Consider the following 19,034-nt stretch of genomic DNA (forward strand, 5'->3'; position numbering starts at 1 on the left):
GTCAGCCTCCCAGCTTGCTCTTATCGCGGACAGCGCCTTTATCAGCACTGGTCGCAAGTGAGGCGTAAGCACGCAGCGCGAACGAGACTTCACGCTGACGATTGATCGGCGTATAGGCCGCATCGCCACGTGCCTGCTGCTCTTCACGGCGGGCGTGCAGTTCATTATCCGGCACGGCAAGTCTGATGCCGCGGTTCGGGATGTCGATCTCAATGGTGTCGCCATCTTTCACCAGCGCAATGGTGCCGCCGTTTGCCGCTTCAGGTGAGGCGTGACCGATAGAGAGACCAGAGGTGCCACCAGAGAAACGACCGTCGGTGATCAGGGCGCAGCTTTTGCCCAGTCCCATCGATTTCAGATAGGTGGTCGGATAGAGCATCTCCTGCATACCCGGCCCGCCTTTTGGCCCTTCGTAGCGGATCACGACCACGTCGCCGGCCACCACTTTGCCGCCCAGGATCGCTTCAACAGCATCATCCTGACTTTCGTAGACTTTAGCCGGGCCGGTGAAGGTCAGGATCTCTTTGTCTACGCCTGCGGTTTTAACGATACAGCCATCTTCTGCGATGTTGCCGTAGAGTACGGCCAGACCACCATCCTGCGAATAGGCGTTTTCGCGGGTACGGATACAGCCTTCAGCACGGTCATCATCCAGCGTGTCCCAGCGGCAGCTCTGCGAGAATGCCTGGGTGGTACGGATGCCTGCCGGACCGGCACGGAACATCTCTTTTACCGCCTGATCGCTGGTCAGCATGATGTCGTACTGATCCAGCGTTTCACGCATCGTCTGCTGCAGGATATTTCGGGCGCTGCTGTCGAACAGACCTGCGCGATCCAGCTCGCCGAGAATCGCGTAGACACCACCCGCGCGATGCACATCTTCCATGTGGTATTTCGGGGTACTTGGCGCGACTTTACAGAGCTGAGGGACTTTGCGTGACAGGCGATCGATGTCAGAGATATTGAAGTCGATATCGCCTTCCTGCGCGGCTGCCAGCAGGTGCAGTACGGTGTTAGTGGAACCGCCCATGGCGATATCCAGCGTCATGGCGTTTTCGAAAGCGGCCTTGTTGGCGATGCTCCGCGGCAGCACGTTGACGTCATCCTGTTCATAGTAACGTTTGGTCAGGCTGACGATGCGCTTACCGGCGTTGATGAACAGCTCTTTACGATCGGCGTGAGTGGCCAGCAGGGAGCCGTTGCCTGGCTGCGACAGGCCGAGTGCTTCGGTCAGGCAGTTCATTGAGTTCGCGGTAAACATGCCTGAGCAGGAGCCGCAGGTCGGACAGGCAGAGCGTTCGATCTGCTCACTGTCGGCGTCGCTGACGTTCGGGTTGGCACCCTGAATCATCGCATCCACCAGATCCAGTTTGATGATCTGGTCAGAAAGCTTGGTTTTACCGGCTTCCATCGGTCCGCCTGAAACGAAGATCACCGGGATATTGAGGCGCAGTGACGCCATCAGCATCCCCGGCGTGATTTTGTCGCAGTTGGAGATACAGACCATGGCGTCGGCGCAGTGTGCGTTCACCATGTACTCGACCGAGTCAGCAATCAGTTCACGCGAAGGCAGTGAATACAGCATGCCGCCATGACCCATGGCAATACCGTCATCCACCGCGATCGTGTTGAACTCTTTAGCCACACCGCCTGATGCTTCGATCTGTTCGGCGACCAGTTTACCAAGGTCACGCAGGTGAACGTGGCCCGGGACAAATTGGGTGAATGAGTTAACCACAGCGATAATCGGCTTACCGAAATCGTCATCGGTCATTCCTGTCGCGCGCCATAAGGCACGGGCACCCGCCATATTACGGCCGTGGGTGGTGGTGGCGGAACGGTACTTAGGCATGCTCTATTTACTCCAGTAAGAAAAAGCTCGCGGACGTCAGATGACGCCCGCGCTGTATCTGATTATGGATTAACCGGATCTAACCAGCCCCATTTGTCTTCGGTTTCGCCGGTAAACAGACCAAAGAAGGCCTGCTGGATGCGTTTGGTCACCGGGCCACATTTGCCTTCGCCCACCTGAATACGGTCAACGCTGCGCACCGGGGTAATTTCTGCAGCGGTACCAGACATAAACACTTCATCAGCCAGATAGAGGGATTCACGCGACAGGGTCTGCTCGCGCACTTCAATGCCCATATCACGCGCCAGGGTGATGATGGCATCGCGGGTGATGCCCGGCAGAGCGGAAGAGGTGAATGGCGGGGTAAAGAGCACGCCATCTTTCACTTCAAACAGGTTTTCGCCCGCACCTTCTGAGATCAGGCCATTGGTATCCAGCGCGATACCTTCCTGATAGCCATGACGACGGGCTTCGCTGCCCACCAGCAGTGAGGAGAGGTAGTTACCGCCCGCTTTTGCGGCAGTTGGCAGGGTATTCGGCGCCACACGGCTCCAGGAGGAGACCATAGCATCAATGCCGTTTTCCAGAGCTTCCGCACCCAGGTACGCGCCCCACGGGAAGGCTGCAATGATCACGTCGGTGGTAAAGCCATCTGGCGGGTTCACGCCCAGGCCCACATCGCCCACGAAGGCCAGCGGACGGATATAAGCACTTTTCAGTTTGTTCACGCGGATGACTTCGCGGCAAGCTTCCATCAGCTCATCAACGCTGCTTTTAATCGGGAAACGGTAGATTTTGGCGGAGTCGTGCAGACGTTGCATGTGTTCACGGTGGCGGAACACAACCGGTCCTTTGTGAGAGTCGTAGCAGCGGACGCCTTCAAACACCGACGTGCCATAGTGCAACGCGTGGGACATGACGCTGACCTTCGCCTCTTCCCACTTAACCATCTCGCCATTGAACCAAATAAAGTCTGCTTTCTTCGTGCTCATTGTTATTCCCTCTCGCGGCTAGGCGCGGATTTGTTGTGTTGTCTGTTGTTGAATCTGAACGCATGCAACGTCAATCAATTTACTTAACTGCGAAGACAGTAAATCGACGGAGCGCTGGCTGGCAACGGTCATTTCAATATTAATGTTTTCCGCGTTGGCGACTGAGGCCATGTTCATAGAACAGACCTGAAAACCGCGGTGGCGCACGACGCGTAAAATGCGCTCCAATATTTCAGGGCGGAAGCGGGCTTCGATAGACAATTGATGCTGGTTCATACGGTTTTCTCCATCATGTTTGCATTGCTGGCACCCGGCGGTACCAGTGGCCAGACGTTTTCATGCTCATCAATTGCAACATGCAGGAAGTAAGGACCTTCGCTGTTCAGCAGAGCATCAAGTGCGGCGTCGACCTGATCTTTACGGGTAATGCGCTGGCCGGGAATATTGAAAGCGCTGGCCAGCGTGAGGAAGTCGGGATTGTCAGAGAGATTGGTTTCGCTGTAGCGACCGTCGAAGAAGAGCTGCTGCCACTGACGTACCATGCCCAGACGCTGGTTATCCAGCAGCACGATTTTGACCGGCAGCTTTCCGCGCTTAATGGTGCCCAGCTCCTGAATATTCATCATGATTGAGCCGTCGCCCGAGACGCAGATCACCGTATCTTCCGGACGGGCGACCTGTGCACCGATGGCGGCAGGCAAACCAAAGCCCATCGTGCCTAAGCCGCTGGAGGTGATGAAGTTCTCCGGCGCGCTGAAGGCCATATGCTGGGCCGTCCACATCTGGTGCTGTCCGACATCGGTGGTGACCACCGCGCTGTCCGGTTTGCGCTCGGAGAGCTGCTTCAGCAGCAGCGGTGCATAGATTGCCTCGCCTGGATGATCGTAGCGCCAGGCATGACTGGCCTTGAGTGCCTTCACCTCGTCGCGCCAGGCGTCGATGTGCAAAGGCTGACTCAGCGCGGGCAGCAGCGCGTTGAGATCGCCCTGCAGTGAGACGTGCGCGCGACGTAACTTATTTAACTCTGCGGGGTCGATGTCGAGATGAATCACGCTGGCGTGCGGCGCGAAGGTATCCAGCTTGCCGGTCACCCGATCGTCAAAACGGGCACCGACCGCAATCAGCAGGTCACACGCCTGAACAGCATAGTTAGCGGCTTTGGTGCCGTGCATCCCCAGCATGCCCAGATAAACCTCGCTCTGCGCATCGACGCTGCCCAGACCTTTCAGGGTCGCAACGGCAGGGATGCCGGTTTCTGCTGCGAATGCACGCAGTGCCGGAACCGCCTGCGCCATGCCCACGCCTCCGCCAACATAGAGCATCGGTTTTCTGGCCTGGGTCATTATTGCCCGCGCCTCGCGGATAGCATGATGCGGCAGCGACTCTTCCTCCTCAACCGAAACCAGATGCGGTGCGGGTTCACCCTGCGCAATCTGAATATCTTTGGGAATATCAACCAGTACCGGACCCGGACGCCCTGACTGCGCCATGGCAAAAGCCTCAGCCATGATAGCGGGCAGCTCATCCAGCGACTCAACCAGGAAGCTATGTTTGGTGCAGGCCAGGGACAGCCCCAGCACGTCGATCTCCTGGAAAGCGTCAGTACCGATAAACGCAGACGAGACCTGACCGGTTACCGCAACGATCGGCACGGAGTCCATCATGGCATCAGCCAGACCGGTGATCAGGTTGGTAGCGCCAGGGCCGGAGGTGGCAATACAGACACCGGTTTTGCCGGTGGAGCGCGCATAGCCAATCGCGGCCATAACCGCCCCCTGCTCATGACGGCACAGTAGGTGTTCTACGCCGCCATCGTATAGCGCGTCGTATACCGGCATGATGGCGCCGCCCGGGTAACCAAATACGGTATCAACACCCTGCGCGCGTAAAGCCTGAACTACCCACTGAGCACCTGTCATCGCTATTCTCCTGTGTCCTGACGGGAACAACAGAATTTTATGCTACTGTTCATTGTTTGTTCCTTGCAGATTTACTGATATTTCCCCGGGTCGAAAAAAAACCCCCGGACCTTTCGGTGCGGGGGTTTTTTCGGATTCGAGGCTTGATTTTTAAGCCTTTCTTTCTCCAAGCGTTGCCCCGCACGGTAGGTTAATAACCACCACCACGCTAATCACGACCAGGCTAATCACTTGTAGAAGGGCTTTCATGTGTTGTTCAATTCTTTTACGTGTTCGAAGTAATGCCTACAGAGTTATCATAGTCAGGGGCCATAACACAACTTTTTTTGCAGGTTTTTTTTAGCGCGGGAGATTAAATCCCGTCCTATCGATTTGTAATACAAGTAATAATTACAAGATGATAAATATTCATCACTTTACTGACGTAATGATGTTCTGCTGAATTTACGTGCAGTTTCGCAGCACGATGAGAGTCAGTGAAAGTGACTTCAATTTCTTGTGCAGTGCGTCGGAATCGTCAGAAGGCGTACTCGCTTTCCTTTTGGGTGCTGATCAGACTGATGGCAACAAGGAGTGAGTATGTCATTGTCTAAAGTTCTGACCCGCGCAGCATTAGGCGTGGAAGCGCCGCTGGTGACCATTGAGGCTCACATCAGTAATGGCCTGCCTGCACTGACGCTGGTGGGTCTGCCTGAAACCACGGTCAAAGAGGCGCGTGAGCGGGTTCGCAGCGCCATTATTAACAGCGGTTTTACCTTCCCGGCCAGACGGGTCACCATCAATCTGGCACCAGCGGATTTACCCAAAGAGGGCGGGCGCTATGACCTGCCCATGGCAATTGCCATTCTGGTCGCCTCAGAGCAGCTTCCTGCGGATAAGCTGATGCACTTTGAGTTTCTGGGTGAACTGGCGCTGGATGGCGCGCTATGTGCCGTTCAGGGGGCAATTCCTGCGGCCATGATGGCCCTTCAGGCTGGACGACAGCTGGTTCTCTCCGCTGAAAATCAGCGTGACGCCGGGCTGATTCGTGAGGGAGCGTCACTGGTCGCCGCTCACCTCAGTGAGGTCTGCGCTTTTCTCCGTAATGCGCTGACATTATCACCGGCTCCCTACCCTGAGCATCAGCATGCCACGCCTGGTGACGATCTCGCGGATATCATCGGTCAGCAGCAGGGGCGCAGAGCACTGGAGATCACCGCGGCGGGCGGGCATAACCTGTTACTGATTGGGCCGCCTGGCACCGGCAAAACGATGCTCGCAACCCGTCTGCCTGGCATCATGCCCGCCTTAAGCGACCAGGAAGCGCTGGAGTGTGCGGCGATAGCCAGCCTGGTAAACAGCACTGCCCTGCACCGACAGTGGCGCAGCCGGCCTTTCAGGTCGCCTCATCACAGCGCGTCTCTCTATGCTCTGATTGGCGGAGGGTCACTGCCGCGGCCCGGAGAGATCTCCCTGGCGCATAATGGCGTGCTGTTTCTGGATGAATTACCGGAATTTGACCGCAGGGTGCTGGATTCACTGCGTGAGCCACTGGAGTCAGGCATCATCGCCATTTCGCGAGCCCGGGCAAAGGTCACGTTCCCGGCACGGTTTCAGCTGATTGCTGCCATGAATCCCGGGCCAACCGGGCATTATCAGGGACAGCACAATCGCTGCTCGCCTCAGCAGATCCTGCGTTATCTCAGTAAGTTATCAGGGCCGTTTCTGGATCGCTTTGATCTTTCACTGGAGGTGCCGCTGTTGCCCGGTGGCATGCTCAGTGGCCAGCGACCGGCCGCAGAAAGCTCTGAGCAGGTTCGTCAGCGGGTCGTTGCGGCGCGAGCGATCCAGCTCGCGCGCGCAGGTAAAATTAACGCGCATCTGAATAATGCGGAAATCCTGCGCTGGTGCCAGCCTGAAAAAGAGGATGCCGAATGGCTGGAGTCTGTGCTGGAGAAACTGGGGTTATCTGTGCGAGCCTGGCAGCGAATTTTAAAAGTGGCGCGCACCGTGGCCGATCTGGCCGGAGAGAAAGAGATTACCCGCCTCCATCTGCAGGAGGCGGTCAGCTATCGCGCGATTGATCGATTAATGATCCATCTGCATAACAGCCTGCAATAAAAAAGGGGCTCTCGCCCCTTTCTGTTAATCGTCGCTGTCGCTGTAGTCTTCAACGGTGTCCATCTGCGGCTTACCGCCAGACAGCGTGTGAAAACGCTTAGGACGCTTGATGCGGGTCATATACTTTGACCATACACGCTCAGCTTCCGTCTGCGGCTCACGCACGCCACGACACACTTCGATAAACAAACGTTCTTCTTCTGTTGCAGGCTCACGCTTCGATAAATCCAGCTCATTAAAGGCGAAACCGTGGCGTTCCAGAAGCTGGGCTTCTTTAATAGTAAAGTCACCGTGGCGTGAGAAACCACGCGGGTAATGTTTGTTATCAAAGAAACGATTCTCTGTTAAGAAGCTTTCCGCCATGTTACACGCTCCTGATTCTCTAATGCCGTGCTGTTAATGGCGCGGAGTATTAGATAGGCTTGACAGAGTGTAAAACAAAACATTTAAATCTATACGACAAACAATTTTTGGGAGCGCGTTGTGGATACGGAATTACTGAAAACTTTCCTTGAAGTGAGCAGAACACGTCATTTCGGGCGTGCTGCTGAAGCCCTTTACCTTACGCAATCTGCTGTCAGTTTTCGCATCCGTCAGTTGGAGAATCAGCTCGGCGTTAACCTTTTTACCCGGCATCGCAACAACATACGTCTGACTGCCGCCGGGGAGCGACTGCTTCCTTATGCGGAAAGCCTGATGAGCACCTGGATAATGGCGAAGAAGGAGGTTTCTCATACTGAGCAGCACCATGAGCTCTCGATAGGTGCCAGCGCATCGCTCTGGGAGGCCTATCTGACGCCCTGGCTTCAGACGCTGTATGAGAATCGTGAGAGCCTGCATTTAGAAGCACGCGTGGCGCAGCGGCATTTGCTGGTTAAGCAGCTTCATGAGCGTCAGCTGGATCTGTTGATTACCACTGAAGCGCCTAAGATGGATGAATTAACCAGCCAGCAGATTGGCCATATTTCGCTGGCACTGTTCTGTGCCCGCCAGAGTGAAAAGCGCGAAAAGTATGATTACATCAAGCTGGAGTGGGGAGCCGATTTCCATCAGCATCAGAGTTACCTTTCTGGCGCTGATGATGTACCGGTGCTGACCACGACATCGGCACATGTCACCCGTGAACTGCTCTGCACTACGGGTGCATGCGCGTTTCTGCCAGACTTCTGGCAAAGCGTATACAGTGAACTGATGGTGATGCCGGACGCACCGGTCGCCGTTCGTCCGCTTTATGCGGTCTGGTTGCAGAACAGCGATCAGCAGGCGCATATCCGTCAGCTGCTTAAATTCCCGATTCTGGTCAGGCAAAACAGCTGAAATAGCAGGCAGGCGTGCAGAAAGAAGAGAGCAGAGACCAGTTAGATTTAGCTGGTTTTTCTTTTTTGCTTTTTATAAGCAAAAAAAAATCCTTTGCCGAAGCAAAGGATCGTTTTCTGGCAGGGGCGGAGGGACTCGAACCCCCAACACCCGGTTTTGGAGACCGGTGCTCTACCAATTGAACTACGCCCCTAAATAGGGTGGCGGAACGGACGGGGCTCGAACCCGCGACCCCCTGCGTGACAGGCAGGTATTCTAACCAACTGAACTACCGCTCCACCGATTCTGTACTGAGGTCCGCTTGCGCTGACTTCAGGTATTTCGCCCGCTCCGCGTCACCGGAGTGGTCACGACCAGCGTACTGGTCTTAAATTGATGCCTGGCAGTTCCCTACTCTCGCATGGGGAGGCCCCACACTACCATCGGCGCTACGGCGTTTCACTTCTGAGTTCGGCATGGGGTCAGGTGGGACCACCGCGCTAAAGCCGCCAGGCAAATCTTGGTGCACGAAACGAAAAATTCTTCGCTTCTGCTTACGCCGCGTTTTCCTGCGGCGCGGGCTGCGTATATTACGCTTTCCGCATTGTCAGTCAAGCATTTATTTTCGCTTAACTCACTGGTTCGTATGATTTCGAACCACTTAACGCGACGCTTCGTAAGCCGTTGTGCCGTGTCAGTGGAGGCGCATTATAGGGAGTTCTCGGAGGCTGACAAGTGCTAATTTCAAATAAAATTCCGAGTGCTGTTTTTTTCAGCTAAAAGCCCCTAAAGCGCCAGTTTTTCCAGCAACGGGAAGCCATAACGGTGTAAAACGGGTGATAATTGTACCGCTTCGCCATCCAGCTCCGTACAGAACGCGACGTTCTGCTGTGAGGAACGCACCTCAGGTGCTTCATGCTCCAGCAGCCAGACCGTACGTCGGGCGATTGCCGCACCGGAATCAATCAGGCGCGTTCCTTCCGGCAGGACCTGTTGCAGCTCTTCACGCAGTAAAGGAAAGTGAGTGCAGCCTAAAACCACCGTGTCAGGCGGTTCCGCCATCCGCAGCCATGGCTGAACAATACGCCTTACTTCATCCAGTGCCACTTCCCCGCCATGCAGCTTGGCTTCTGCCAGCTCCACCAGCTCCGCCGATCCCAGCATCTCAATTTTGCAGGAGCCAGCAAACTGTGCCACCAGCTCATGGGTATAAGGACGGCGAACGGTTGCTCTTGTCGCCAGCAAGCCCACGACACCATTACGCGTCAGGCGCGCAGCCGGTTTAATGGCCGGAACGACGCCTACAACAGGAAACGAAAAGTGTTCACGCAATGCAGGCAGCGAAACCGTGCTGGCGGTATTGCAGGCGATGATGACTAATGAGAGAGGCGTGCGGCGGGTAATGGCCTCAACGATGGCGACCACCCGCTCCACGATAAAGGATTCGCTTTTCTCACCATAAGGGAAGCCGGCGTTATCGAAGGCGTAGAGATAATGAAGATCCGGCAGTAGCTGACGGACCTCATCATAGACAGAAAGCCCACCGACGCCGGAGTCAAATACCAGCACGGTGGGTCGCAAATCAGAAGCTGTAGCTGCCGCTGAGGTAATACTCTCGTCCTGGAGTCTGATAGCCATACGCTGTCTCGTAATCTTTATCGAACAGGTTGGCAATTCTACCACGAACTGTGAGTTGTGAAGTGACAGGATATGAGACGGCGAGATCCCACAGACTGACCCCACCTTCCCTGACGCGGCGGCTGGGCGTGCTGTTGAAATCCGTATCGTAGCGGTCGCCCAGATAGTGATAGGTCACGGACCAGTCCGCGTCATACAGCGTCCAGTCGAGCTGATACTTCAGCTGCTGTTTTGCCCGGCGAACCAGCGGCTGATTGGTGCTGCCATCCCGCGCATCGACATAATCATAAGAGAGCTGATGCGTCAGTGGCCCGGTATCAAAGCCTGCCGTCGCTTCCACGCCTTTAATACGCGCCTGCTTAATGTTGTAGTACCGGAAGGTCGCCGGATCGCCATCAATCAGGTTATCGATGTCATTGCGGTAGCCCGACACGCGCCAGTTGACCGGCCCGGTCAGGCCTTCAAAGCCGCCTTCCCACTGTTTACTTTTTTCCGGGTCGAGGTCCCGATTGCCATAAACCGGGCTGTAAACCTGTGACAGATTCGGCGCTTTAAAGGCGGTGCCATAAGAGGCGAATGCACGGTAGCCCGAGATAAACTCCCAGGAAGCTGCCGTCTGCCAGGTGTTATGCCAGCCGAACTGATTGTTATCGTCACCGCGTACCGCCCCTTCCAGCGTAACCGTGCCGAACTGCTGCTGGCCGGTCAGGTAGAGGCCGGTGTTACGCTGCTCATACCCCTCTGACAGAAAATTGGTGCCTGGCTCAGTGGTCTCTTTCTGCCAGTCGACACCCCCACTCACTGCGCCCCGCCCCATCTGGACGGTGTTGCCCCACTGCAGATTGTACTGGGTGACATCATCAAACGTGGAAGCCGCGCCGTAGCGGCCATTGCGCGGGTCGTAGTTGATATCTTTGGTATGGCCATAGCTGGCGATGAGCTGAGTCGAGTAGAAATCACGGTTAAAGCGTAAACCGGTGTCCCAGGTCTGACTGTAGAGCTGGCGGGTGTCCGGCAGACCGATGATGTTGGTATAACTCTCATCGTAGCTGTATGCCCCGTCATAGGCGGTGCGGTTATCAAATCCGTAGCCGCGCACAAACCCACTCAGCTCATCGCTGAACTGATGCTCAAGATTGCCATAGAGGGTTTTGCTCATGAATCCGTCGCGGTCGTGCTGTGCCGGGCCATAATTACTGGGATAGCCCGCCACCACATCATATCCTCTGGTGTAGGTATAGTTGCCTGCCAGGGTCAGCGTGGTGGCGTCGCTCAGCCTCTGCTGGGTAGAGCCATCATAAGATTGATAGCCATTGGAGCCCATGCCCGCCGTCAGCGTGGTTCCCGGCTGCGACCGGCCGGTGATGATATTAATTACGCCGCCAATGGCATCAGAACCGTAGACGGCAGAACGCGCACCGCGGATATATTCGATACGCTGCACCAGGGTCAGCGGAATCTGGCTGAGATCGGACGAACCACTGATTCCGGCCTGATTCAGCCGGATGCCATCAATCAGGATCAGGACATGGCGGGACTCGGTGCCGCGAATAAACAGGGAGCTCTGCTGACCTAATCCGCCGTTTTGCGCCACATCGACACCCGGCAGACGGCGCATCACATCCGCCAGGCTTTTAGCCTGCCAGCGCTCAATCTCATCGCGCGTCACGACGGTGGTGGGTGCCAGTACGCCAGAGACAGGTTCAGCAAAACGGTTAGCGGTCACGATTTGCGTCTCATCATTTGCCTGAGCAAACCCGTTTTGCGCCCAGAGAGAAGCCGCCGTTGCGCTCAGAGCGAACAGCGATACACTTTTTTTTATCATTTTAAATCGCATCCATAAGACGAAGCAGGATGCCGCAGGCCGACAATCGATAGCACGCGATGATTGTACGAGTAGCGACGTTACACCGGCAGGTCTTCGGGCTGGGAACCATAAATGATGATGACTTCCCATCCCGCAGGACAGTGTCTGCTATTGCACTCATCACGACATTCCTTACCGCTGCGCGTCAGCTCCAGATTTACACTGGATTCCCTATTAACTCAGGCTGAGGCCGGCGTCTGCAGTCTACGGAGTGGCGATTCGGAAGTCCAGATAGCCGGGAATCATCTCTCTACGGGACTGGACATCAGCAAGTGAATGCCTACAATCGCCCGCTGGTAAGCTATTAATCAGGATTGCTCATGACACCCGAACATCTCCCCATTGAAGAGTATGACGCACAGCTGGCGGAAAAAGTCAGTCGTTTAGAGACGATGATGACGCCGTTTGCTGCGCCTGACGTGGAGGTGTTCCGTTCACCGGTCAGCCACTATCGGATGCGCGCAGAGTTCCGGCTGTGGCACGACGGTGATGACATCTATCACATCATCTTCGATCAGCAGACGCGCGAACGGATCCGTGTCGATCAGTTCCCTGCGGCCAGCCAGCTGATCAATCAGCTGATGCCAAAGATGATCGCCGCGATCCGCGATAACCGTACTCTGCGCCACAAGCTGTTCCAGATCGACTATCTCTCAACCCTGAGCAATCAGATTGTCATTTCGCTGCTCTACCACCGCAAGCTGGACGACGAGTGGCAGCAGGCTGCCGCTGCGCTGCGCGATCGGCTGCGTGCCGAAGGGCTGGATGTGCAGCTGATTGGCCGCGCGACCAAAACCAAAATCTGTCTCGATCGCGACTACGTTGACGAACGTCTGCCGGTGGCGGGCCGCGAGCTTATCTATCGCCAGGTCGAAAACAGTTTTACCCAGCCTAACGCGGCAATGAATATTCAGATGCTGGAGTGGGCGCTGGATGTCACCCGGGATTCACAGGGGGATTTGCTGGAACTCTACTGCGGCAACGGTAACTTCTCGCTGGCGCTGGCACGCAATTTCCGCCGTGTACTGGCCACGGAAATCGCCAAACCTTCCGTGGCATCGGCGCAATATAATATCGCCGCTAACCAGATCGATAATGTGCAGATCATTCGCATGGCGGCGGAAGAATTTACCCAGGCGATGAACGGTGTCCGCAGCTTTAATCGTCTGGAAGGCATTGATCTGACCAGCTACGACTGCGAGACGATTTTTGTCGATCCGCCGCGCAGCGGACTGGATGATGAGACGGTGAAGATGGTGCAGGCTTATCCGCGCATCCTCTATATCTCCTGCAATCCTCAGACCCTGAGCGACAACCTGCAGACGCTGGCGCAAACGCACGACGTCGCGCGCCTGGCGCTGTTTGACCAGTTCCCTTACACCCATCATATGGAATGCGGTGTTCTGCTGACGCGTAAAGCCTGAAGCGGAAACAAAAACGGGAACCCTGCGGTTCCCGTTTTCTTTACTGATTACGTTTGCGCTTAAATCGCGTTGCAATCCAGAACACCAGCGCCACCATCAGAACGGTGGGAATGAAGTTGGAGCCCATGTCCGGGTATTCTGCCCGCACCAGCGCGCTGTAAACCAGAATTCCCAGCAGGAAAAAGGCGGCTGCCAGGCCCGGCATCCCCTCCGGCATGTTGGTGTTGAGGTAACGCTGATGCAGACACCAGGCCGCCAGGCCCAGTGCAATCAGCGGAAAAATGGAAAAGGGAACAAAGGCGCTGAACAGCACAGAAAACGAGCCGTTAATCGCTAAGCCGGTAATAAAAGCCAGTGCCAGTGTGCCTTTATCGCGGGAAGCCGGGTGGGTCATGGACGGATCCTTACTCATTACTCTTCGGGTTTTTCCAGGGTAACCGCGAGACGCTCCTGCTCCCGGCGGTACCAGTAATAGGCGCCTTTGGCGATCATACGCAGCTGTAACACCAGCCGATCCTCAAGCTTACGACGCTGCTCAGCATCAACATCCAGTGCTTCTGCACCGGCGCTGAAGACAATGGTCACCATCGCCTCAGCCTGCGCTTCGGTAAAACTGCGCGGCATGCGATTTTCGACCTCAAGATAGTCAGCCAGTTCAGCGATAAAGTGCTGAATTTCACGCGCCACGGCGGCACGGAAAGCGGCGGAGGTGCCGGAACGTTCACGCAGTAACAGGCGGAAAGCGTTGGGGTTGTTGCCGATGAACTCCATAAAGGTCGACACCGACGTTTTAATGATGCTGCCGCCTTTGGCGATACGCTGGCGCGCCTGGCGCATCAGCTGTCGCAGCATGAGCCCGCTTTCATCCACCATCGTCAGGCCCAGCTCATCGACATCCTTGAAATGACGATAAAAGGAGGTGGGTGCGATACCTGCCTCACGGGCAACTTCCCGCAGACTCAGGCTGGCAAAACTGCGTTCGGCGCTGAGCTGACTGAACGCTGCTTCAATCAGTGTACGTCGTGTACGTTCTTTTTGTTGCGCTCTGACGCCCATTCTCTCTGCCTTTAGCGGTGTTAGGCAGGCACTATATCAAAAATTTCAGCGTACAGATTGGCAATCTTTGTCACCGCCTGTGAACCTCACTCTTTGTCAAACTGTGATGAAAATCGCTGATAGAATTCAGAAGTGCGCGACGAGATGTTAGAATCTCGTTGTAAAAATGTATAAATAATAGGACGTATCGGTATGCAAAAGTCTTACGATTACGATGCCATTGTGATTGGCTCAGGGCCCGGCGGTGAAGGGGCGGCGATGGGGCTGGTAAAACAGGGAGCGCGCATCGCCGTGATCGAACGCTACCATAACATCGGCGGCGGCTGTACCCACTGGGGCACCATCCCCTCTAAAGCCCTCCGTCACGCCGTCAGTCGCATTATCGAATTTAATCAGAACCCGCTTTACAGCGATCACACCCGACTCCTTCGCTCCTCTTTTGCCGACATTCTCAATCACACGGAAAACGTGATCAGCCAGCAGACGGCCATGCGTCAGGGCTTCTACGAGCGTAACCGCTGCGAACTGTACCAGGGCGATGCGCATTTTGTTGATGCCAACACCATTGAGATTGAACAACCTGATGGGACGCGTGAGCGGCTGACGGCAGAGAAATTTGTCATCGCCTGTGGTTCACGTCCTTACCATCCTGACGATGTCGACTTTACCCATCCCCGCGTCTATGACTCAGATTCCATTCTCAACCTGCATCACGAACCGGGACACGTCATCATTTATGGCGCCGGCGTGATTGGCTGTGAATACGCCTCGATTTTTCGCGGCCTGAACGTCAAGGTTGACCTGATCAATACCCGCGATCGTCTGCTGGCGTTCCTCGATCAGGAGATGTCTGATTCGCTCTCCTACCACTTCTGGAACAGCGGCGTGGTGATTCGTCACAACGAAGAGTTTGAGAAGATTGAGGGCGTGGAAGATGGCGTCATCATCCACCTGAAATCCGGCAAGAAAGTGAAAGCGGACTGCCTGCTTTATGCGAACGGCCGAACCGGCAACACCGATTCCCTGTCGCTGGAAAATGTCGGTCTGGAAGCGGATGGCCGTGGCCTGCTGAAAGTCAACAGCATGTATCAGACTGCGCAGCCGCACATCTATGCGGTCGGTGACGTGATTGGCTATCCGAGTCTGGCCTCTGCCGCCTACGATCAGGGCCGCATTGCCGCGCAGGCGATTATTAAAGGAGAAGCGTCAGCGCACCTGATTGAAGATATCCCGACCGGTATCTACACCATTCCGGAAATCAGCTCCGTGGGCAAAACCGAGCAGCAGCTGACCGCCATGAAAGTGCCCTATGAAGTGGGACGCGCGCAATTCAAACATCTGGCGCGGGCGCAGATTGTGGGGATGAACGTCGGCAGCCTGAAGATTCTGTTCCACCGGGAAACCAAAGAGATTCTGGGGATCCACTGCTTTGGTGAGCGTGCCGCCGAGATTATTCACATCGGTCAGGCGATCATGGAGCAGAAAAATGGTGGCAACACGATTGAGTACTTCGTGAATACCACCTTTAACTATCCGACGATGGCGGAAGCCTATCGCGTGGCGGCGTTAAACGGCCTAAACCGCCTGTTTTAACGTCGTGTCGAGATAGTGCTGCATGTGGGTTTTGATTGCTTCTGCCAGCTGTTCATAACGGCTGCGCAGAGGCGAACCCGGCCGATAGACCAGCGCAATCGTGCGTTGTGGTACCGGCTTATAGCACGGAAGATAGCAGACCCCATCGCGGATACGTTCCGGCGGAACCGCCAGCGCTGGTAACAGCGTAATGCCGCTGCCTGCTGCCACCATATTGCGCAGCGTTTCCAGACTGGTTGCCCTGAAATGGGTATCTTCGTCGGCACCCGCCTCAAAACAGAATCCCATCGCCTGGTCACGCAGACAGTGCCCATCTTCCAGCATCAGTAATTTCTCGCCCGCCAGATCGGACATCGGTACCCGATCGCGGTCGCGCCACGGATGATCTTCGTAGATCGCCAGCTTCATCGGTTCATCAAACAGCGGAACCTCGATAAAGGCCTGGCTCTCTTTGACCAGCGCCACAATCGCGCAGTCCAGTTTGCCGCTGTCGAGCTGTGCCAGCAGCTGCTGCGTCTGCGCTTCATGCAGATACATTTCCAGTTTCGGGAACGTCTGGTGCAGCATCGGGATAATCTGTGGCAGCAGGTAGGGGCCGGTGGTCGGGATAAGGCCGATATGCAGCGGACCTGACATCGCTTCCCCTTGCTGACTGGCCATCTCTTTCAGCACTTTTACTTCACGCAAAACCGTGCGCGCCTGATCCACCAGCAGCAAACCGGCCTGGGTGAACAGCACTTTACGGCTGGTACGCTCCAGCAGCATCACACCCAGCTCATCTTCCAGCTTGCGGATCTGCCCGCTTAACGTTGGCTGACTGACATGACACGCATCTGCCGCACGGCGGAAATGGCGATATTCAGCAAGTGAGACCAGATATTCAAGATCACGAATATTCATTATTACCCTCCAAACCACGATAGCCCGTGGCGATAGATAGAATAGCAATGAACGATTGGCCCTATCAAGGGCGGTTCGGAATAATGCGCGCATCAAATGGAAAGGGGTTATCAGGAGAAAAAATGTTTGCAAGTCAGGAAGGTAAAGCCATTCCGTCCGTCACGTTTCATACGCGCCAGGACGATCGCTGGGTCGATGTCACCACAGAATCGCTGTTCAAAGACAAAACGGTGATTGTTTTTTCCCTGCCGGGTGCCTTTACCCCTACCTGCTCATCCAGTCATCTGCCGCGTTACAACGAACTAGCGGGCCTGTTTGCCCAACATGGCGTGGACACGATTCTCTGCGTCTCGGTCAATGACACCTTCGTGATGAACGCCTGGAAAGCAGAACAGCGGGCAGACAATATTACCTTCATTCCTGATGGCAACGGCGAGTTCACCCGAGGTATGGAGATGCTGGTTGAGAAAGCCGATCTCGGTTTTGGCCCGCGCTCATGGCGCTACTCCATGCTGGTACGCAACGGCGTGGTGGAGAAAATGTTTGTTGAGCCGAACAAGCCTGGCGACCCCTTTGAGGTCTCCGATGCCGATACCATGCTGCGCTATCTGGCTCCGGAGTGCAAAGCACAGGAGTCAGTCTCCATCTTTACAAAACCTGGCTGCATCTTCTGCGCCCAGGCAAAACAGATGCTGCTGGATCATGGCATCCAGTATGAAGAAATTGTGCTGGGTCAGGATGCCACAACCGTGAGCCTGCGAGCTGTATCAGGCCGGGCGACGGTGCCGCAGATTTTCATGGGCGGTCGTCATATTGGCGGCAGTGAGGATCTGCAGCAGTTCCTGCTGTCAGCGTAAGAGAATCTTAGCGTCGGCCGGGAGAGCGGGCGCTCTGATGATGTGCCTATAATAAAGTAGTAATTCTGAAGCTAGAGGTTAGCGGGCATCTGTTGTGCCCGCCTTTTTTTTGCCTGCGGATTATGCCAGCCGCTGCTTCGCGTCACCGATGGCGCGGGCAACCTGCTGTGGCGAGACGCCCCCCTGCGCATTACGTTTATCCAGACAGGATTGCAGTGCCAGAATCGGATAGACATCGTCGTCAATCACCGCACTGAACTGCTGTAACTGTGCCAGCGACAGGGCTTCCAGCGCCACACCCTGCCCGATGGCCGCTACCACGACCTCGCCGACGATATGATGAGCTTCACGGAACGGCACACCTTTGGCGACCAGATAGTCGGCCAGTTCAGTGGAGTTTGCGTAGCCCTGCTCTGCGGCTTCCTGGCAGCGCGGACGTTTCACCTGCAGGCCATCCAGCACCAGCACGGACATGTGCAGACAGTCGAGCCAGGTGTCCAGCGCGTCAAACAGCCCCTCTTTGTCTTCCTGCATATCTTTGTTGTACGCCAGCGGCAGACCTTTCAGCGTCATCATCATGCCGGTCAGTGCGCCCTGCACCCGACCGCATTTGCCACGAATCAGCTCCAGCGCATCCGGGTTTTTCTTCTGCGGCATCAGCGATGAGCCGGAAGTGACTTTGTCTGACAGCTCGATAAAGCCCGCTTCACCGGTGTTGAAGAAGATCATATCTTCGGCGAAGCGCGACAGATGAACCATGCCGATCGCCGCATCAGAGAGCAGCTCCAGCACATGATCGCGATCGGAGACGGTGTCGAGACTGTTGCGCGTGGCGGATGCAAAACCCAGCCAGCCTGCCAGCTGCTGACGATCGATTTCGTAGGCCGTTCCGGCCAGTGCGCCGCAGCCCAGCGGGCTGACATCGAGACGCTTCAGGGTATCCTGCAGACGGCTCTCATCACGCGCCAGCATTTCCACATAGGCCAGACACCAGTGCGCGAAGGTCACCGGCTGCGCACGCTGCAGATGGGTGTAGCCCGGCATCACTGCATCCTGATTCGCTTCCGCAGTGACGACCAGCGCCTGCTGCAGATCGCGTGTCGCGCCCAGCAATGCCTCAACCTGCATCTTGCACCAGAGTTTCAGATCGGTCGCGACCTGATCGTTACGGCTGCGGCCGGTATGCAGTTTTTTACCCAGCGCGCCCACTTTGTCGATCAGCTGTCCTTCAACCCAGCTGTGAATATCTTCGGCGTCGCTTTGCAGAATCTGCTCAGGATTCTCGCGCACTTCACCCAGCAACGTATTCAGGGCCGCTTCCAGCTGCTGCTGCTCATCCTGAGTCAGCACGTTTACCGTCACCAGCGCTTTGGACCAGGCAACAGAGCCAATAATGTCCTGCTCTGCCAGGCGGTAATCGAAGCGCAGCGAGTCGTTGAACTGTTTAAAACGTTGATCCGCTGCCTGAGTAAACCGTCCACCCCAAAGTGCCATGTGAAAACTCCTCTGAATCGTTAAACAAGGGGCGGCATAAATGCCG

At 55.7% G+C, this 19,034-nt stretch carries 17 protein-coding genes, 2 tRNA genes, 1 rRNA gene and 1 riboswitch; of the genes, 5 read left to right on the forward strand and 15 right to left on the reverse strand.

What is annotated here, in order from left to right; translation table 11 throughout:
* Position 1: 1 nt before the first annotated feature.
* From ilvD to ilvL, 5 genes are all read right to left on the reverse strand, one after another.
* Positions 2 to 1,852 carry a dihydroxy-acid dehydratase gene (ilvD, locus tag S7A_RS03435; RefSeq protein ID WP_009087985.1) on the reverse strand — a complete coding sequence of 617 codons (1,851 nt, stop codon included), beginning with the start codon at positions 1,850 to 1,852 and terminating at the stop codon, positions 2 to 4.
* A 62-nt stretch (positions 1,853 to 1,914) separates the two neighbouring features.
* Positions 1,915 to 2,844, reverse strand: coding sequence for a branched-chain amino acid transaminase (locus S7A_RS03440; RefSeq protein WP_009087986.1), 930 nt, complete (start codon positions 2,842 to 2,844; stop codon positions 1,915 to 1,917).
* Between the two features lie 18 nt (positions 2,845 to 2,862).
* The gene (ilvM, locus tag S7A_RS03445) at positions 2,863 to 3,120 is read right to left on the reverse strand and encodes an acetolactate synthase 2 small subunit (protein WP_008926359.1); all 258 of its coding nucleotides are present in this window, start codon (positions 3,118 to 3,120) and stop codon (positions 2,863 to 2,865) included.
* Entirely contained in the window at positions 3,117 to 4,763 is a 1,647-nt protein-coding gene (gene ilvG, locus S7A_RS03450; RefSeq protein ID WP_009087987.1) for an acetolactate synthase 2 catalytic subunit, read from the reverse strand. Before ilvG ends, ilvM begins: the two co-directional genes overlap by 4 nt.
* Positions 4,764 to 4,913: 150 nt before the next feature.
* Complete coding sequence (gene ilvL, locus S7A_RS21170; protein ID WP_072101316.1) at positions 4,914 to 5,012, reverse strand: ilv operon leader peptide; 99 nt, start codon at positions 5,010 to 5,012, stop codon at positions 4,914 to 4,916.
* 330 nt (positions 5,013 to 5,342) lie between these two features.
* On the opposite strand from ilvL, the gene S7A_RS03455 reads away from it, so the two are divergent.
* Positions 5,343 to 6,863: a YifB family Mg chelatase-like AAA ATPase gene (locus tag S7A_RS03455; RefSeq protein WP_009087988.1), complete on the forward strand. Its 1,521-nt coding sequence runs from the start codon at positions 5,343 to 5,345 to the stop codon at positions 6,861 to 6,863.
* 24 nt (positions 6,864 to 6,887) lie between these two features.
* Here the strand turns inward: S7A_RS03455 and S7A_RS03460 are convergent, their stop codons facing one another.
* Positions 6,888 to 7,226: a DUF413 domain-containing protein gene (locus S7A_RS03460; RefSeq protein WP_009087989.1), complete on the reverse strand. Its 339-nt coding sequence runs from the start codon at positions 7,224 to 7,226 to the stop codon at positions 6,888 to 6,890.
* Between the two features lie 120 nt (positions 7,227 to 7,346).
* Here S7A_RS03460 and hdfR point away from each other — a divergent pair, with 120 nt between their 5' ends.
* Positions 7,347 to 8,180 (forward strand): HTH-type transcriptional regulator HdfR, encoded by an 834-nt coding sequence (gene hdfR / locus S7A_RS03465; protein ID WP_009087990.1) that lies wholly within the window; start codon positions 7,347 to 7,349, stop codon positions 8,178 to 8,180.
* 117 nt (positions 8,181 to 8,297) lie between these two features.
* Here the strand turns inward: hdfR and S7A_RS03470 are convergent.
* The 5 genes from S7A_RS03470 to btuB all read right to left on the reverse strand — a co-directional run bounded on the left by S7A_RS03470 (position 8,298) and on the right by btuB (position 11,622).
* Positions 8,298 to 8,373: transfer RNA gene (locus S7A_RS03470), tRNA-Trp, on the reverse strand.
* An 8-nt stretch (positions 8,374 to 8,381) separates the two neighbouring features.
* Positions 8,382 to 8,458: transfer RNA gene (locus S7A_RS03475), tRNA-Asp, on the reverse strand.
* 99 nt (positions 8,459 to 8,557) lie between these two features.
* A 5S ribosomal RNA gene (gene rrf, locus S7A_RS03480) occupies positions 8,558 to 8,673 on the reverse strand.
* A gap of 272 nt (positions 8,674 to 8,945) precedes the next feature.
* Positions 8,946 to 9,797, reverse strand: coding sequence for a glutamate racemase (gene murI / locus S7A_RS03485; protein WP_009087991.1), 852 nt, complete (start codon positions 9,795 to 9,797; stop codon positions 8,946 to 8,948).
* Complete coding sequence (gene btuB, locus S7A_RS03490; RefSeq protein ID WP_009087992.1) at positions 9,742 to 11,622, reverse strand: TonB-dependent vitamin B12 receptor BtuB; 1,881 nt, start codon at positions 11,620 to 11,622, stop codon at positions 9,742 to 9,744. Before btuB ends, murI begins: the two co-directional genes overlap by 56 nt.
* A gap of 69 nt (positions 11,623 to 11,691) precedes the next feature.
* A riboswitch (cobalamin riboswitch) is annotated at positions 11,692 to 11,874 on the reverse strand.
* 110 nt (positions 11,875 to 11,984) lie between these two features.
* On the opposite strand from btuB, the gene trmA reads away from it, so the two are divergent.
* Positions 11,985 to 13,088, forward strand: coding sequence for a tRNA (uridine(54)-C5)-methyltransferase TrmA (gene trmA / locus S7A_RS03495; RefSeq protein WP_009087993.1), 1,104 nt, complete (start codon positions 11,985 to 11,987; stop codon positions 13,086 to 13,088).
* A 40-nt stretch (positions 13,089 to 13,128) separates the two neighbouring features.
* Here trmA and S7A_RS03500 read toward each other — a convergent pair whose 3' ends face one another.
* Together S7A_RS03500 and fabR are read right to left on the reverse strand one after the other, a co-directional pair.
* Positions 13,129 to 13,482 (reverse strand): YijD family membrane protein, encoded by a 354-nt coding sequence (locus tag S7A_RS03500; RefSeq protein WP_009087994.1) that lies wholly within the window; start codon positions 13,480 to 13,482, stop codon positions 13,129 to 13,131.
* A gap of 17 nt (positions 13,483 to 13,499) precedes the next feature.
* Positions 13,500 to 14,144, reverse strand: coding sequence for an HTH-type transcriptional repressor FabR (gene fabR / locus S7A_RS03505; protein WP_009087996.1), 645 nt, complete (start codon positions 14,142 to 14,144; stop codon positions 13,500 to 13,502).
* Positions 14,145 to 14,336: 192 nt separating this feature from the next.
* Between fabR and sthA the strand changes: the two genes are divergently transcribed.
* Positions 14,337 to 15,737 (forward strand): Si-specific NAD(P)(+) transhydrogenase, encoded by a 1,401-nt coding sequence (gene sthA, locus S7A_RS03510; protein WP_009087998.1) that lies wholly within the window; start codon positions 14,337 to 14,339, stop codon positions 15,735 to 15,737.
* On the opposite strand, the gene oxyR is transcribed toward sthA, so the two are convergent.
* Positions 15,720 to 16,637: a DNA-binding transcriptional regulator OxyR gene (gene oxyR / locus S7A_RS03515; protein ID WP_009088000.1), complete on the reverse strand. Its 918-nt coding sequence runs from the start codon at positions 16,635 to 16,637 to the stop codon at positions 15,720 to 15,722. The genes sthA and oxyR overlap by 18 nt on opposite strands.
* Positions 16,638 to 16,759: 122 nt before the next feature.
* Here oxyR and S7A_RS03520 point away from each other — a divergent pair, with 122 nt between their 5' ends.
* Positions 16,760 to 17,494 carry a glutathione peroxidase gene (locus tag S7A_RS03520; RefSeq protein WP_009088002.1) on the forward strand — a complete coding sequence of 245 codons (735 nt, stop codon included), beginning with the start codon at positions 16,760 to 16,762 and terminating at the stop codon, positions 17,492 to 17,494.
* A gap of 120 nt (positions 17,495 to 17,614) precedes the next feature.
* Here the strand turns inward: S7A_RS03520 and argH are convergent, their stop codons facing one another.
* The gene (gene argH, locus S7A_RS03525; RefSeq protein WP_009088004.1) at positions 17,615 to 18,988 is read right to left on the reverse strand and encodes an argininosuccinate lyase; all 1,374 of its coding nucleotides are present in this window, start codon (positions 18,986 to 18,988) and stop codon (positions 17,615 to 17,617) included.
* Positions 18,989 to 19,034: the final 46 nt, after the last annotated feature.

Source organism: Pantoea sp. Sc1, assembly GCF_000255315.1.
Classification (GTDB): Bacteria; Pseudomonadota; Gammaproteobacteria; order Enterobacterales; family Enterobacteriaceae; genus Pantoea; species Pantoea anthophila.

Coding starts and splice junctions, on each gene's coding strand:
- oxyR (WP_009088000.1), bottom strand. CDS start 16,637: ATGAATATTCGTGATCTTGAATATCTGGTCTCACTTGCTGAATATCGC.
- S7A_RS03440 (WP_009087986.1), bottom strand. CDS start 2,844: ATGAGCACGAAGAAAGCAGACTTTATTTGGTTCAATGGCGAGATGGTT.
- S7A_RS03520 (WP_009088002.1), top strand. CDS start 16,760: ATGTTTGCAAGTCAGGAAGGTAAAGCCATTCCGTCCGTCACGTTTCAT.
- S7A_RS03500 (WP_009087994.1), bottom strand. CDS start 13,482: ATGACCCACCCGGCTTCCCGCGATAAAGGCACACTGGCACTGGCTTTT.
- ilvL (WP_072101316.1), bottom strand. CDS start 5,012: ATGAAAGCCCTTCTACAAGTGATTAGCCTGGTCGTGATTAGCGTGGTG.
- S7A_RS03455 (WP_009087988.1), top strand. CDS start 5,343: ATGTCATTGTCTAAAGTTCTGACCCGCGCAGCATTAGGCGTGGAAGCG.
- S7A_RS03460 (WP_009087989.1), bottom strand. CDS start 7,226: ATGGCGGAAAGCTTCTTAACAGAGAATCGTTTCTTTGATAACAAACAT.
- argH (WP_009088004.1), bottom strand. CDS start 18,988: ATGGCACTTTGGGGTGGACGGTTTACTCAGGCAGCGGATCAACGTTTT.
- sthA (WP_009087998.1), top strand. CDS start 14,337: ATGCAAAAGTCTTACGATTACGATGCCATTGTGATTGGCTCAGGGCCC.
- ilvM (WP_008926359.1), bottom strand. CDS start 3,120: ATGAACCAGCATCAATTGTCTATCGAAGCCCGCTTCCGCCCTGAAATA.
- btuB (WP_009087992.1), bottom strand. CDS start 11,622: ATGATAAAAAAAAGTGTATCGCTGTTCGCTCTGAGCGCAACGGCGGCT.
- ilvD (WP_009087985.1), bottom strand. CDS start 1,852: ATGCCTAAGTACCGTTCCGCCACCACCACCCACGGCCGTAATATGGCG.
- trmA (WP_009087993.1), top strand. CDS start 11,985: ATGACACCCGAACATCTCCCCATTGAAGAGTATGACGCACAGCTGGCG.
- ilvG (WP_009087987.1), bottom strand. CDS start 4,763: ATGACAGGTGCTCAGTGGGTAGTTCAGGCTTTACGCGCGCAGGGTGTT.
- fabR (WP_009087996.1), bottom strand. CDS start 14,144: ATGGGCGTCAGAGCGCAACAAAAAGAACGTACACGACGTACACTGATT.
- murI (WP_009087991.1), bottom strand. CDS start 9,797: ATGGCTATCAGACTCCAGGACGAGAGTATTACCTCAGCGGCAGCTACA.